Source organism: Bacillus sp. FJAT-27001, assembly GCF_019039175.1.
GTDB classification, from domain to species: domain Bacteria; phylum Bacillota; class Bacilli; order Bacillales; family Bacillaceae; genus Bacillus; species Bacillus velezensis.
The window spans coordinates 780552-794327 of the sequence record NZ_JAHOAA010000002.1 but is presented as its reverse complement, the minus strand read 5'-3'; the positions used below and the strand labels follow the sequence as shown (position 1 = coordinate 794327).

The following is a 13776-nucleotide window of genomic DNA, read 5'->3' as shown; positions in this document are numbered from 1 at the left end:
GAGTCTGTATAATGCAGGCTCTTCAGCTTGCTTTTTGATTGGTAAGGGTGGAATTTTATGATTAGAGAAAGTCAATATTTCATGTTCGATGATATCCCCTCTTATGAAATTGGGGCAGTGAATGTAAACACAGAGGGCGGACTACTGGAAGAGACATTCATAGCGAATAGAACAGTAAATGAAACATATACACGATCAGCTTCTGAGCCATATGTAGACAGTGTTAAACGTGAACCATATGAAATCCCTTTAAACTTTTACATAGAAGATCATTTAGATGAAGAAAATATTCGAAGAGTTGCACGTTGGCTAAATGTAGATGATTACAAGCCTCTTTCATTCAGTAGTAATTTAGATATCATTTATTTTGCTTTGCCAGTGAACGCAACAGATTTAGTACACAACTGCTCTAATGATGGATATGTGAAGCTGACAATGAAAGTATTTCCTTATAGGTATGGACGAGAAACAACTACCCATTGGCATGACATATCATCAGGCTCTAATAATATAGAAATTAAAAATATAGGGGATTTAGATATCCCACTCTCTCTCGAATTCAAAAAAATTGGTGATGGAGACATCACAATTGAAAACTTGACAGCTTATAAAGAACCTCTAAAATTCACATCAATTAAACATCAGGAAGTTATTAATGTAGATGCCAACAAAGAGCTGATCACCTCCAGTGTTACTGGGTATGAGTGTTATGATCAAGTCAATGAACAGTATGTTTTTTTAACAAGAGGGATAAACAGAGTTAAAATAACGGGCGAATGTTATATCCGGTTCATATACAGATATAAGTATTTGTAAGGGGATGTTTTATTGATTTACGATTTTAAACCAGGCCATCTCAAACTTTCTTTAGCAAAACCAAATAAAAAGAAAGTCGCTAATATAGTAGATTTCTCTAACGCCTCTCTAAATTTGAATTTTGATGAACTCCACGATCTAACTTTTAATATCCCACTTAAAGCAAGATATAATTTCAAGATGAAGCCAAACCATGTGGCAGAACTCATAAAAGGCTGGTATCTCATTAAGGCAGAATTCTTAAACAGAGTTGAATGGTTTGTAATAACCGGATTGACAAAGTCAGAAAATGAGGAACAAACAATACAAGTTAGAGCTCAAGGTCTTCCCTACATTCTTCATAAAAGCAAAATCAAATCATATGAAGGCATCTCTAAAAATCTGTTGGAAGTTGCCACAGATTGTCTTAAAGGAACTTGCTTTACTGTAGACTTTATTGACCCCTCTTTTAATGAAAAGCGCCGCTCATTTGATGTTACCTCTACCCGATATGAGTTTTTAAAGAACATTGGAGAAACTTTTGAGGCTGTGCCTATATTTGATACTGTGAACAACACAGTATCATTTTATAAAAAAGAAACTGTGTCCAAGTATAAAGGTGTCCAATTCTCTCCTAAAAGGTTCATGATTGATATGGAAGATACCATTGATATTGATGAAGTTGTAACACGATTAGACATTACCGGTAAAGATGGAATTGTTATTAATTCAGTCAATCCTACTGGACAGAGTTACTTGGATGATTTCTCTTATTTCCTCTACCCTTTTGAACGTGATGAAAAGAGAAATGTAATTAAGCATAGTGATTACATGGATGATGATTTGTGCCATGCAATTTTAGATTACAATGAACTTGTAAATAAAGAAGGCTCTTCTTTTTACCTCCTTTTAAATCAGAAAAAAGATCTGGAAGCAACAAAAACGAAACAAGAGAATACCCTCTTCACCCTAGAAAAAATCGAATTACAACAAATCTTAGATAAGATCACAGTAGCAAAAAAAGCTGGAGATGACACGAAAGACCTTATCAAGCAAAGAGATGCCAAGCAGCTAGAAGTTACATCAAAGAAAGCTGAAATATCCACCACTGCCAATCAGATTTCCAAGATAACTGAAGAAATAGCAGTGTTAAAAGATCGTCTGTCTATGGATAAGTTTCTCGGTGAAAAGCTAATGAAAAAGTTGTCTTATTTTATCCGTCAAGAAGATTGGTCTAATGACAACATTTTTGATGAAACAGAGCTGTATGAAAAAGGTCTTGAGGAACTTGGGGAGAAAAATACACCCCCGGTAGACATCAGAACAAACATTGTGAACCTATTTACTGTCAACAAAGAAAAGTACTTTTGGGATAGAATTTACCTGGGAGATATAATCAGATTAGTTAATGACGATTTTAGAACTGATGTCAAAGCAACACTTACAGGAATGAATTTTGATTTTGAGCAGCAAAGTATACAAGTAACACTTTCGAATGGAAAAAGAGCTACTACGATAGAACAAGACTTTGCACGCTCATTGTATACTGCCAAGAAAGCATCAACTGAATTCAATAAGAAAAAGATTGATTATGATACCCTACTGACCAATTACAATGCACGGAATGATCGTATATCTGCACCCGTTGCAAACCCAACTATCCGTAATGATGGGACTGCTATAACTCATGTTGTAAATGATAATGGATCTGTAGATGTATCAATCGAATGGGATTTTCCAGACTCCAATGAGGATAAATGCAATATCGATGGTTTTCTTATCCATTGCTACTCTGACACATCAGATGATACCTATCTTTTTGGTTCAAAGATGTCAGCTGAACAATATTTATCAGTTAGTTATGATAAACGAATTGCAACATTAACCGGTCAAGTTTCAAATAAGCACTATACATTTGGAGTCCAAGCCTATCGCACAGTAGAGACATCTATTGATAGTAGCGGTCGAATATTATCTGATATTGTACAGCCTAAATTCCCCTCAGAAAACCCCTACCTCCCCTCTTCTACTGTAGAAGTCAAAGGTAAGCTTAATGGCTCGAAATACACTGTCTCCTCAACTGAACCCGAAGAGCCAGAAGCAAACGATTTATGGACTAATACGGTTACCGGTGTTGTTTCCTCTTATGACGGCGAAAAATGGGTTTCCAGTGACCAGAAAACTGCTGAGTTAGTTGAAACCACAGCAGCACAAGTTGACACTAAACTCTCCGACTATGATAGTCGTGTCCAAAACATTGAGCTCAATAACCTTTTGGTCAATCCCCTGAAATGGAAAGGCGGAAATGTTTCTGCATTTGGTCGTAAATATTATGCCGATGTCAGTTATGACTCAACTGTTTTAAACTTAAATACAATCACTATTCCTATCCTTATTAATGCAGTAGATGCTTCAGATTCAAATCCGACTGTTGTGGACTACACTTATAACGAAGCGTGGGATATGATCCCTAAACTCAAAAATGATGGATATAACATTATTTTAGAACCTTACCCCTTCATCGCAAATGGAACCGTAGCTGAAACCGATTGGATCCCTTCTGATCTAAACCAATGGTTCACAGCATGGAACAACATCCTTCAAGACTTCGCCAAAAAATGCGAGCAATTTAAATTAGACGGTTTATACATAGCTTCAAACTTAGTTCATATGGAAGATTCAACAGAAAAGTGGAAATCAGTTATTACAGGGCTTAGGAGTTTATTTTCTGGCAAGATACTCTACCGGACAAATTATTGGGTAACCGCTGAGTGGGCTCCTGAAACGATTGTTGCGTATAACAAAAAGCTGAACAATCCTATATTTGGACTAGTCGATATTATTGCAATAGCTGCTTATTTTGAATTGACTGATAACCGTAATCCAACTGTCGATCAGTTAATTGATGCTATTTATAGCGTACCGTTATATGGACGAGGACAGAATATATTCAAGGAAATCAAAGCATTTTACGATAAATGGAATAGGCCGATCTTCTTTGGTGAACTTGGCATCCCACCTTACAGTAACTCTCCTGAACAGCCCCATAACGCATTCGGAGACCTAGGAGAATACAATGAATCAATTCAGGCGAATTGGTTTGAAGCTTGGGTTAGAGTTTTTCAAGCTCAAGATTGGTGGCAAGGATATTCTGTATATGCGATTTCAGATGAGAAGTCTGTTTACAACGTAATTGGCAAGAAAGCTGAATCCATTATTAGAGGACAAACATTAGGTGGTACTAAGGGCAGACTGCAGAGTTTAGAAGAGAGAGTCGCGCACTTAGAAGAATTGCTCAAATCAATTACACAATAAGAAAGGACGGTGAATTTAGTTTGGATTTTCCTCAGCTCTATAACGACCCCACCCTTTCTCAAAAAAGGAAGGGCTCAATCGATGACCCTTATTTAAGCTACAGTGAAACTTTAACTGTTTACAATGGTCGAGTCTTACTTACAGAAGTACCTAACCGTGAGTACAGAGTCGAGGTTAGTGGTGACAGTAAAGAATGGCGAGAAATTGAAGATGGTGAATTAGAAGACAACTACTTTAAGGTTGATTACCTTATGGGAGTTGTCTTTTTCAATGGTTCAAATGAAGGCAAATCACTTACTTTTACATATCAAGGAGAAGGTGCATCTTTCTTCCCTGCCTCAAGAATTTGGATTAAACGGCAAGGAAATATGGTCATTGAAACACTTCAAGGCTTAATTGATGATGCTGAAGATGCCATTATTCGTATCAACGAACGTATTGCTGAATGTGAACGTGTCACCAAGCGATGTGTTGAAATAACAAATTGGTGCAGACAAGCAACATCAGATTATGAGTATGTAGTTGAGAACACTAGGAAGATTTACTTGCCGTTTGTGTACACCTATCAGGATTTATTAAGCACTTATCCTTCCCCTCAAATTGGTTGGACTGTCACTGTAAAAGAAACAGGCATTGAATATCGATGGGATGGTTTTGACTGGATAAATATTAGCGTCTCAGATAAGTATGATGGTTTCAACATTGTTTCTAGCTATGTAGAGCCTTACAACATCAGGTCAGTATGGTTGAGAACGAACAATGCTCCCAAAAAGATGAGGATAAAACCTTCTGTAGAACCCCCTGACGGAAGTATGGTTTGGATTAGAAAAGGATAAGGAGGAGTATATATTGAACGACAATTTAATTCCCGTAAACACAATGGGTTATATGGACGAAGAAACAGAGCAATGGATACCCATTGATGCTATCGGGTTAAAATCAAATAATATTAGATATACTGCAGACGATATTCAAGAGGCTTTTGATAAAGCTTCTAAGGATATTAAAAACGTAATAAGTACAGTCGATTCTGGCTTAACAGATATCACAAACACTATTGGAGACATTTCAAAAATCCCTGCATCCGGTGCAACAATTGTTGATAAAGTCCTAAATGAATTTATCAGACGAAGTGTCAATGTTCAGGATTTTGGAGCTAAGGGTGATGGTGTTACTGATGACACTGAAGCTTTCAAAACTGCCTTTGCAAGTGGGAAACGAGAGGTTTTTGTTCCGGCAGGGATTTACATGGTTCAAGGATTGCACATCCCCTCTTATGTCAGACTTTATGGTGTTGGATCAGGGTCTGTTATCAAACTTCACCCAACTGCTACTGGAACATCTTGTGTATTAACCAATAGTGACTACACAAATGGAAACGAATTTATCTTAATTGAATACTTAGACCTCGACTGGAATTTAGATAAAAATGATAACACCATTACAAACGGAACAAATGCGAACTGTGTGGGCATTGTTAACTCTAAATTTGTTCGGGTTAGAAACGTCAATGCTCGTAATCCAGGTGTACACGGTTTTGATGTAAGCTCCCCTGTTTGGAACTCTTCTTCTGATGGAGCAGATCATTATCAGCCAAATGGTAGCAAATATGTTTGGATTGAAAATTGTACTGCAACTAATTATGGTGACGACGGCTTCACAACGCACTATTCTGATTACGTCTTCTTCACTAACTGTTACGCCTATGACGCTAATGGATCCGCACACAGCAAAGGAGCTTCAAATTCAAACGGTTTTGAAATTGATGACGGCTCTAAAAACGTATGGCTTGTGAACTGTTACAGCCGAAAAAATTGCAGGGGTTTTGAAGTCAAAGCTCACAACAGAGCGCCTGCAGCAAGAAACGTAAATTTAATTAACTGCTATTCCGAAAATGATATCCGCGCATTTGATTTTAGGCATATTGGCTTTCACCTAGCCTCCGAAAAACCCTCTACAAGTGCATTTGACATTAATGTCGTTAACTGCACTGCCCAACATCCTATCTTCAGCGACCTTTATAAAGGGTTAAATCCCCGTGCACTTGTTATTTCCGCTTATAGAAATGTAAATGTATCAAACTTCAATGCAATTGGTGATCCGACGTATGATTATAAGAATACTATAGTAATCTCTACTCAATATAAGAGCAGAAATATCAACCTAAGCAACATCACTGTTTCAGGGTTTACAACAGCAAGTAACGATATCTATGTAATCGGTGGAGCCCAAAAATCAGACAATGTAAACATCTCGAATGTAACCATTAACCAATCTGCACTAGTGGGTATTGCTGTTGGAAGTAAAGTTGGCTCAGTCAATATCAATAACGTTAACATGACGGGAACAAACAAAGCAGGTTCAATAGGTGTTTATTGCACTAACTCACAAGCCAATATTAACGCTGCGATGTGCGAACAATACGCTACTCCCAGTAAAATTGCCGGGAAAACCTACGCATTTATCCCGAATAATTTCAAAGGTGGTACACGGATTGCGACGACTTCCGGCTACGCTAAAACAAATACTAGCGTCGTAATGGCATCTTCAGGTGGCGGACAAGCAACTGGTGACGCTTCTGCCGTTATTGCAACAACTGGCGGTTCTAAAGCAGAAGGGCCACGTAATGCAGTTATTGCGTCCTCTGGAGGATCTAAAACAACTGCAGAAGGAAGTCGTTCATTGGTTGTTGCATCAAATAATTCTTCCATTGAAGGATCAGGATCTTCTAGGGTTGTTATTGGATCACAATCTGTAGCAAATAGAAAAGGTTATACCACTATATGGGGATATGGAACATCAGATGCCCCTTCCACCTCGAACATTAAGATAGAACATGATGCGATGAGAGGAAATATTGCCTTAACCGGTCAGGTTAAAGGTGCTTCCACATTTGCTGATTATGCGGAGTACTTCGAATCTGCAGATGGAAGAGCAATTCCTACCGGATATATGGTCACACTTGATGGGGACAAAATTAAAAAAGCGAATCTCGGTGACAAGGTATTAGGGGTTATATCTGAAACAGCTGGCATTGTGCTCGGAGAGTCTTTGTTTAATTGGCAAGGAAGATACCTCAAAAATGAATTCGGCGGTCTTATTTATGAAGATAGGGATGTGACATTTGTGGATTCGGAAGGTATGCAAAGAACAGAAATAAGAAGGCTACCAAAAGAAAATCCCAACTTCAATGCCAATGAAGAATATGTTCCACGATCTGAGCGTCCTGAATGGAATATAGTCGGTATGTTTGGACAAATTTTCGTTCGCATTGATGAAACAGTTCAAGACGGCGACAGAATTGTACCCAAAGCCGGCAAAGGATCAAAATCCTCTGATGCTTCAGGTTATCCGGTAATGAAAATAACAACGCCTTACACAAAAGAAAGAGGATACGGTGTTGCTGTCTGCTTAATAACACCGACAGTTTAATTCAATGCCCTCTTTAAAGGAGGTGGTTATGTTCTAGTTAAAATATAAATTTTATTCAATTTGCAGCATTCAAAAACAGAGATATCAAGAGCATACGTGAGAATATGTAAGTTTATCAAATGGAGGTGATTGTCATAGTCTCAATCTTCCATCTTTTGGTCATGTGCCCAGCCTTTTTAATAGTTCATGCATATTACTTGGTTAGATTTAAATTTCTAAGAAAAGACGATTCCTTCAAAGAGAATAGAACATTCTGGATCATTGTGCAAGCGTTAGAGGCTCCCATATTCAATGGTAATTTCAGATCGATGTTTAATGAGTTAAGACTATTAAAAAAGACTTAACAATAAGAGAGTAACAGCTTATATACATGCAATCGAGAGAGATCGGAATTTGTTTCCCTTCTCTCTTTTTTGTGCTCAAATTTAATTTAGGAGAGATGTTTAATATGGCTATTCAAGCGAGACAAATGCTAGTATCCCCAGAGAAATACGGAATCAAATGTCCATATGCATTATCTGCTTCATTCATCACTTTTCACAATACATACAACAACGCACCAGCGCAAAATGAAGTTAGTTATATGATCGGTAACAATAATGAAGTTTCTTTTCACTTTGCTGTAGATGACAAAGAGGTTGTTCAAGGGATTCCTACAAATCGTAATGCATGGCATACAGGTGATGGATCAGGTGTGAATTCAGGAAACCGGACTTCTATCGGTGTAGAAGTTTGCTACTCTAAATCAGGCGGAGAACGCTATAAAAAAGCTGAAGCGTTGGCTATTAAGTTTATTGCACAACTCCTTAAAGAACGTGGTTGGGGTGTGGATCGAGTTAAAAAGCATCAAGACTGGTCTGGCAAATATTGCCCACATCGAGTTCTTGATGAAGGACGTTGGAATGCTGTTAAAGCTTCTATTGCTGCTGAATTGAAAGCACTCGGCGGAAATACTTCTTCCTCATCTTCAAAGCCAACAAAAGTCGTTAAAACAAATGGTTCTTATGTTAAGAACACAGTTATCGCAGACAGTCTTAATGTGAGAACCCAACGCAATGCAAACTCCTCTATTGTCCTTACCCTTCCTAAAGGCTCCAATGTCCAATATCAAAAAGGATCAACTCAAAACGGTTGGGGTTACATTAAATATACCAATTCTAAAGGTGCTACATACAGCGGCTATGTAAATGTGAAATACATTAAAAGTGATGCTGAGCTCGGACAATCAACCCCAAAGCCTAAATCCACTTCTAAGCCTAAAAGCAGTGGTATCAAATCTGTAGGCAAAATTAAAATTGTCGGTGTACAAAGCGCTGCAATCGTTATGGACAGACCCGATAAAAACAAAGCAAAGAACCTCGGCACTGTAAAGCTAGGTGATACCATCAGCATTTCTGGCTCAGTGAAAGGTTCAAACAATGCTAAGGGTTACTGGGAAGTGATCTATAAAGGTAAACGCGGCTACATCTCAGGTCAGTTTGGGTCAAAAATCTAAATATATTTAATTATCTTTGAGGATGATTGTTGATCGAGGTATATCAATGATTATCCTCTTATTTTAGGAGGTGATGTAATGTCACCTTTCTATTTTATCAAAGGTTGGTGACAAATGGATAACTTTGAGCAAAGCACCATTTCAAGATTAAGTGCACTTGAAGAAAAAGCTAAGCACACTGATAACAAAATTGACTCTCTTGAAGAAAGAACAAATGTTATTGGTCGTATTGCTACGCTTGTTGAGCAGCAAGTCGAAATTAATAAGGATTCTCAAGCACAATCGAGAGAACAGTTCAGCACTCTGAACGAAATGAGCAATAGTTTAAAAAATCTGAGTAAATCATATGAAAAACTGGACAATCGAGTTGAAATATTGGAACGCTCTGATTCTACTCGCAAAATTGATCCCTCTCAGTTTACTAAAGACCTTGTGTTTAAGGTACTGCCCAGTGTAATTGCGACTATTGTCGCAGCCTGGTTACTCATACATTTTGGGCTTAAATAAAATGAACAGGAGCGAATTTCATGACTAAAATTAACTGGAAAGTAAGACTTAAAAAGAAAACATTCCTGGTTGCAATCTTCTCCGCAACTCTTTTATTCGCACAAGCTATTACATCAGCTTTTGGATACGATATTTCTGTGTTTAGTGATGATCTCACTGAGAAATTTAATGCGCTGTTGACATTTTTAACTGCCATGGGAATTGTGGTGGATCCAACCACTACAGGTATCTCAGATAGTGATCAAGCAATGGAATACACAGAACCAAAATAACTCAGGGGAGCTCATCTCCCCTTTTTTTCATTTTTAATTAAGAAAGGAATGATTGTTGGTCATGCAAATAGGATCTGGGTATATCGGGAGTCCAATGCTTGAGAAGTCAGAATCTAACCATGAAGTGATCCCTTCCCCACCTGCAACCTGGACGATTAAATATTCTTTCTATAAATTCAGCTTTTCGAATGATCAGGAATGCCACGTATCAATCAATGGTGGAAATCCTATCTATTTAAGAGCTGGACAAGGCTTTCAAATGGACGCTCACGATTCACCTATCACAAGCTTCAAAATTTCTGAGTCAGGGATAACATATAATTTTTTGGGGGCGCATAAATGAGTTTCTTCAATCCGATGGTTAATGTCTCAATTGTCACTGGGAAGTCTGCTTATGATATTGCAGTGGACAATGGTTTTTCAGGAACTGTAGAGGAATGGTTAGCTTCACTAAAAGGTGAAAAAGGCAACACTGGAGCTACTGGCGCTAAGGGAGACAAAGGTGATACTGGTGCTGCCGGTAAAGATGGAAAATCAGCATATGAATTAGCCGTTCAACAAGGTTTCTCTGGAACATTAGATGAGTGGCTTGCTTCTCTAAAAGCAACAGCAAACTGATCATATACCCTTCTCTAACGAGGAGGGTATTTTTTTCGTTTCGTTCATAATCGAATTATTGATTTGTTTTTAATTTTCACTCAAATTCCCTTTACATTTCTTTCCTCCAATGCAACTATATAATAAAATGGATTTGAAAGGGGTTTAGGACTTGGAGAACGAAAAGGTCATTCCTTATGATTTAGTAGCAACAAAGATGAATCATTGGTATGTGGCTATTAAAAAGAATTGGGTCGGTAGAGCAGAAGAAATGCGTAAAGAAGTTATGCAGGAAATAAAAATTATGGAAGAAAACCAAGATGTTTTACTATACTACTCCCTACTTGAGTTTAGACATAAGCTAATGTTGGCATATATGTATCCTAACGCTATAAAAGACATTGAGAAAAATTATGGTGAGTTAAAAGCATATGAAGGCCATGAAAACTTAACAGGAATGCTCGAATATTACTATTATTTTTTCATGGGCATGTTCTATTTTAGACAAAAGGAGTTGGCATTCTCCCTTAATCACTATAGACAAGCTGAGAGATATTTGGATTCAATTGAGAGCGAAGATATTGAAGTTGAAAAAGCTGAATTTTATTTTAAATTGTCAGAAGTGTATTACCACATGAAACAGACTTATTTTTCAATGAATTATGCCATGAGGGCTTACGATATATTTAAAAAGCAACCTGCTATTGACGGGAGCCCTACATACGGGGTACAAAAGGTACGCTGTCAATTCGTCATATTTGGTAATTTATTGGACAGTATGAAGTTTGATGAAGCTTTAAAGCAAGCATACAAAGCGTATCAGGAAGCAGTAGAGCTAAACAAAAGTGAAAAGAATCGTGGACATTTGATGCGTTCAGCACTGTTTAATATTGGATTATGTTATAATCAAATGGAAGAACTTGATAAAGCATTTTTTCACTTTAATAAGTCACTTCAAATCATTGAGCCGGAAAATCATGATTACGCTGCTAAAACATTATTTGTTATCTCCTTCTTAAAGGGAAGGCAAAATGACATTGAAAACGCAAAAAAATTTTATGAACAGGCCAAACAGTTGGCTGAACGGCATAACAATGAAATGGTACTTGAAAAGTTAAAAATGGTTAAAGGACTTTTCTTGGACTATGATTTAGACTTAGTTAGGAAAACATTCGAGTTCTTCAAAGAAAGAAGTATATACCCTGACATGGAAAGCTATGGTGTCTCTGTAGCGGATTTTCTCACTGGAAAACAGGATGCTTGGGGTGCAGTTGAATTTTATCGTTTGGCAAATGAAGCAAGAAGACAAATCAAAAGGGGAGAAGCAATATGAAAACTAAACTATTTATCTGTGCAGTTCTATTATTCGGCGTTGCCGGAACAGTGGGTGCTTCCTATCTCCAACAACAAAATGATACGTTCAAGGTTGCTGAAAGAGCCGAAACGTAAAAAACTAATGACTTTGTAAGGAGAACAGAGGGAGTTGCTCTCTGTTCTCATGATTTATGTCCACCCGTCAAACCTGCTCTATGCAAAGCTGTGCCTCCAGGTGTATAAGAAACAGCTCGTAAGATCGCTTTAGATCCGTATTTGTTTCTTATCCCGTCCATAACAAATCCAAGCTTTCTTCTCTTCTCATTATCTTTTTCAAACAGGCTCAATTGTTGATTCACATCGTCTTCAATATTAGATAACGTAACTGAAATGCTTCTCACTGTTTTTCCTGTAAAGAACTTATCAAACAATATCAAGCAATATCGATAAATATCCATTGTGATATTTGTAGGTAAATCAATTGTTTTAGCTCTATGAAAGCCACCGCCGAACTCATCTTTACTGTAACCGATTCCTAAGCTGATCGTACGCCCTACTTTATTATGTGTTCGTGCTCTTCGTGCAACCTCTTCACAAATCTCCAAGAGAACTGCCTTGATATCCTCTTTCTTCGTATAGTCTCTAAGTAAGATCTGACTTTTCCCGTAGCTTATTTGCCCTTGCATCAAAGGAGCTCCAATTTCAGAAAGGTCGATTCCATGTGCATGATAATAAAGCTGATTGCCCATAATGCCGAAGCGCTTTTCAAGCAGCTCTAATGGATATTTAGCTAATTGGCCAACAGTTGAAATCCCCATCCGGTTTAAATTCCTCTCCATCCTCCCTCCTATTCCCCACATTTCAGATAACGGATGAACACTCCAGAGCTTATTTGGAACATCTTCGTACCTCCATCGTGCGATCCCAGTCTTTGTTTTCTTGCTCTCTAAATCAAGGGCTAATTTACTCAGCAGCATATTGTCACCAATACCAACAGTACAAACTAAGCCAAACTCTCTCTTCATACTGTTCTGAATTGCCTCTGCCATGACTTCAGGATTTTCTTTTCCTGCATCTAAAAAAGATTCATCAATTGAGTACGTGTGTACACATGTTTCAGGAACGAACCTGTAAAACAATTTAGTGATTTCAGTTGAAACTCTGATGAAAAGTTTCATTTGCGGATTAACTATGTGAATTCTTGGATCATCTGGAATCTCAAATAACCGGGAGCCAGTCTTAATTCCATAATCTTTTTTAAGTGCAGGAGACGCTGCTAAGACAACACTTCCCTGTCTATCCGTGTTTCCGACTACAGCGAGATAACATGTCATTGGATTCAATCCCATTGTTACAGCTGAAACCGAAGCATAAAAGGATTTCATATCTACACAAAGTATATTTTTACGTGGAAACTGTGAGTAATCAATCATTGTAAGCAACTCCTATGATGTCATTCATGGTGATGTATACGGTTTGATCGTGTTGATCTTTTACGTGTAATTTGTGTTGTTCGTAATTGAGATATTGAACTGTACCGATCAAATCCTCGGCAACTCCTTCTTTAAAGAGTTTAAACTTCAGTTCTTTATTCAGCGCCATTGCTTCAGAAACCAGGATGTCAATCTCCTCAATTTGCTGTTCATCTAAAGATGGCTTCTCCATTTTCGAAACATCTAACAAGTCCTGTTTTAGTTTCGTTAAATGTTCTGGAAGCATCATGGAAGTCCATTTGATCGTCCCTCGATCTCTAAGCATTTTGAATCACTCCTTTATCGATCTAATATTAACAGAACAAACGTTCTTTATTCAATATAAATAAGAACAATAGTTCGATGTAATTGTTGGAAATGACTATTCATCACCTATGCTATGGTCTGCTCTAGTTGAGACATTGAATTATCTCCCAGAGCGAAAAGAAATCCGCAGGAAAAAACAAACACACAGCCGCATTCTTTTCTGGCAGCTGTGTGTCTTTATTTGTCTTTATCGGCTCCGGATTTCTCTTGTTTTTCATTCGGTAGCTGAATGGAAGGCGTCACACCTGAT

General features: G+C 37.7%; 11 protein-coding genes and 1 pseudogene. 10 read left to right on the top strand and 2 right to left on the bottom strand.

Going from position 1 to position 13776, the window contains the following annotated elements; translation table 11 throughout:
- Positions 1-57: 57 nt before the first annotated feature.
- The 10 genes and pseudogenes from BGM27_RS08635 (at position 58) to BGM27_RS08595 (ending at position 11746) form a co-directional block, all read left to right on the top strand.
- Positions 58-816, top strand: coding sequence for a phage tail domain-containing protein (locus BGM27_RS08635; RefSeq protein ID WP_020954190.1), 759 nt, complete (start codon positions 58-60; stop codon positions 814-816).
- A 12-nt stretch (positions 817-828) separates the two neighbouring features.
- Positions 829-3018, top strand: a pseudogene (locus BGM27_RS08630) (DUF7359 domain-containing protein); the annotation flags it as partial.
- Positions 3019-3228: 210 nt separating this feature from the next.
- Complete coding sequence (locus BGM27_RS20880) at positions 3229-4110, top strand: glycoside hydrolase family 113 (protein WP_483297757.1); 882 nt, start codon at positions 3229-3231, stop codon at positions 4108-4110.
- A 20-nt stretch (positions 4111-4130) separates the two neighbouring features.
- The gene (locus tag BGM27_RS08625) at positions 4131-4946 is read left to right on the top strand and encodes a hypothetical protein (protein WP_020954192.1); all 816 of its coding nucleotides are present in this window, start codon (positions 4131-4133) and stop codon (positions 4944-4946) included.
- Between the two features lie 13 nt (positions 4947-4959).
- Complete coding sequence (locus tag BGM27_RS08620; protein WP_020954193.1) at positions 4960-7542, top strand: peptidase G2 autoproteolytic cleavage domain-containing protein; 2583 nt, start codon at positions 4960-4962, stop codon at positions 7540-7542.
- 448 nt (positions 7543-7990) lie between these two features.
- The gene (locus tag BGM27_RS08615) at positions 7991-9037 is read left to right on the top strand and encodes an N-acetylmuramoyl-L-alanine amidase (RefSeq protein ID WP_020954194.1); all 1047 of its coding nucleotides are present in this window, start codon (positions 7991-7993) and stop codon (positions 9035-9037) included.
- A 114-nt stretch (positions 9038-9151) separates the two neighbouring features.
- A complete protein-coding gene (locus BGM27_RS08610; protein WP_014417852.1) occupies positions 9152-9544 on the top strand; it encodes a hypothetical protein in 393 nt (130 codons plus the stop codon).
- 20 nt (positions 9545-9564) lie between these two features.
- The gene (locus tag BGM27_RS08605) at positions 9565-9816 is read left to right on the top strand and encodes a phage holin (protein WP_020954195.1); all 252 of its coding nucleotides are present in this window, start codon (positions 9565-9567) and stop codon (positions 9814-9816) included.
- 339 nt (positions 9817-10155) lie between these two features.
- Positions 10156-10434: a collagen-like protein gene (locus BGM27_RS08600; protein WP_020954196.1), complete on the top strand. Its 279-nt coding sequence runs from the start codon at positions 10156-10158 to the stop codon at positions 10432-10434.
- Between the two features lie 151 nt (positions 10435-10585).
- Entirely contained in the window at positions 10586-11746 is a 1161-nt protein-coding gene (locus BGM27_RS08595; RefSeq protein ID WP_020954197.1) for a response regulator aspartate phosphatase, read from the top strand.
- Between the two features lie 163 nt (positions 11747-11909).
- On the opposite strand, the gene BGM27_RS08590 is transcribed toward BGM27_RS08595, so the two are convergent.
- Together BGM27_RS08590 and BGM27_RS08585 are read right to left on the bottom strand one after the other, a co-directional pair.
- Positions 11910-13160 carry a Y-family DNA polymerase gene (locus tag BGM27_RS08590; RefSeq protein ID WP_020954198.1) on the bottom strand — a complete coding sequence of 417 codons (1251 nt, stop codon included), beginning with the start codon at positions 13158-13160 and terminating at the stop codon, positions 11910-11912.
- On the bottom strand, positions 13153-13485 hold the full coding sequence (locus tag BGM27_RS08585) for a YolD-like family protein (RefSeq protein WP_020954199.1): 333 nt from the start codon (positions 13483-13485) through the stop codon (positions 13153-13155). Before BGM27_RS08585 ends, BGM27_RS08590 begins: the two co-directional genes overlap by 8 nt.
- Positions 13486-13776 lie beyond the last annotated feature (291 nt).

Bases quoted from the DNA above. Each gene is read 5' to 3' on its own strand.
- BGM27_RS08615 (WP_020954194.1), top strand. From the start codon at position 7,991: ATGGCTATTCAAGCGAGACAAATGCTAGTATCCCCAGAGAAATACGGA.
- BGM27_RS08590 (WP_020954198.1), bottom strand. From the start codon at position 13,160: ATGATTGATTACTCACAGTTTCCACGTAAAAATATACTTTGTGTAGAT.
- BGM27_RS08635 (WP_020954190.1), top strand. From the start codon at position 58: ATGATTAGAGAAAGTCAATATTTCATGTTCGATGATATCCCCTCTTAT.
- BGM27_RS08610 (WP_014417852.1), top strand. From the start codon at position 9,152: ATGGATAACTTTGAGCAAAGCACCATTTCAAGATTAAGTGCACTTGAA.
- BGM27_RS08600 (WP_020954196.1), top strand. From the start codon at position 10,156: ATGAGTTTCTTCAATCCGATGGTTAATGTCTCAATTGTCACTGGGAAG.
- BGM27_RS08585 (WP_020954199.1), bottom strand. From the start codon at position 13,485: ATGCTTAGAGATCGAGGGACGATCAAATGGACTTCCATGATGCTTCCA.
- BGM27_RS08605 (WP_020954195.1), top strand. From the start codon at position 9,565: ATGACTAAAATTAACTGGAAAGTAAGACTTAAAAAGAAAACATTCCTG.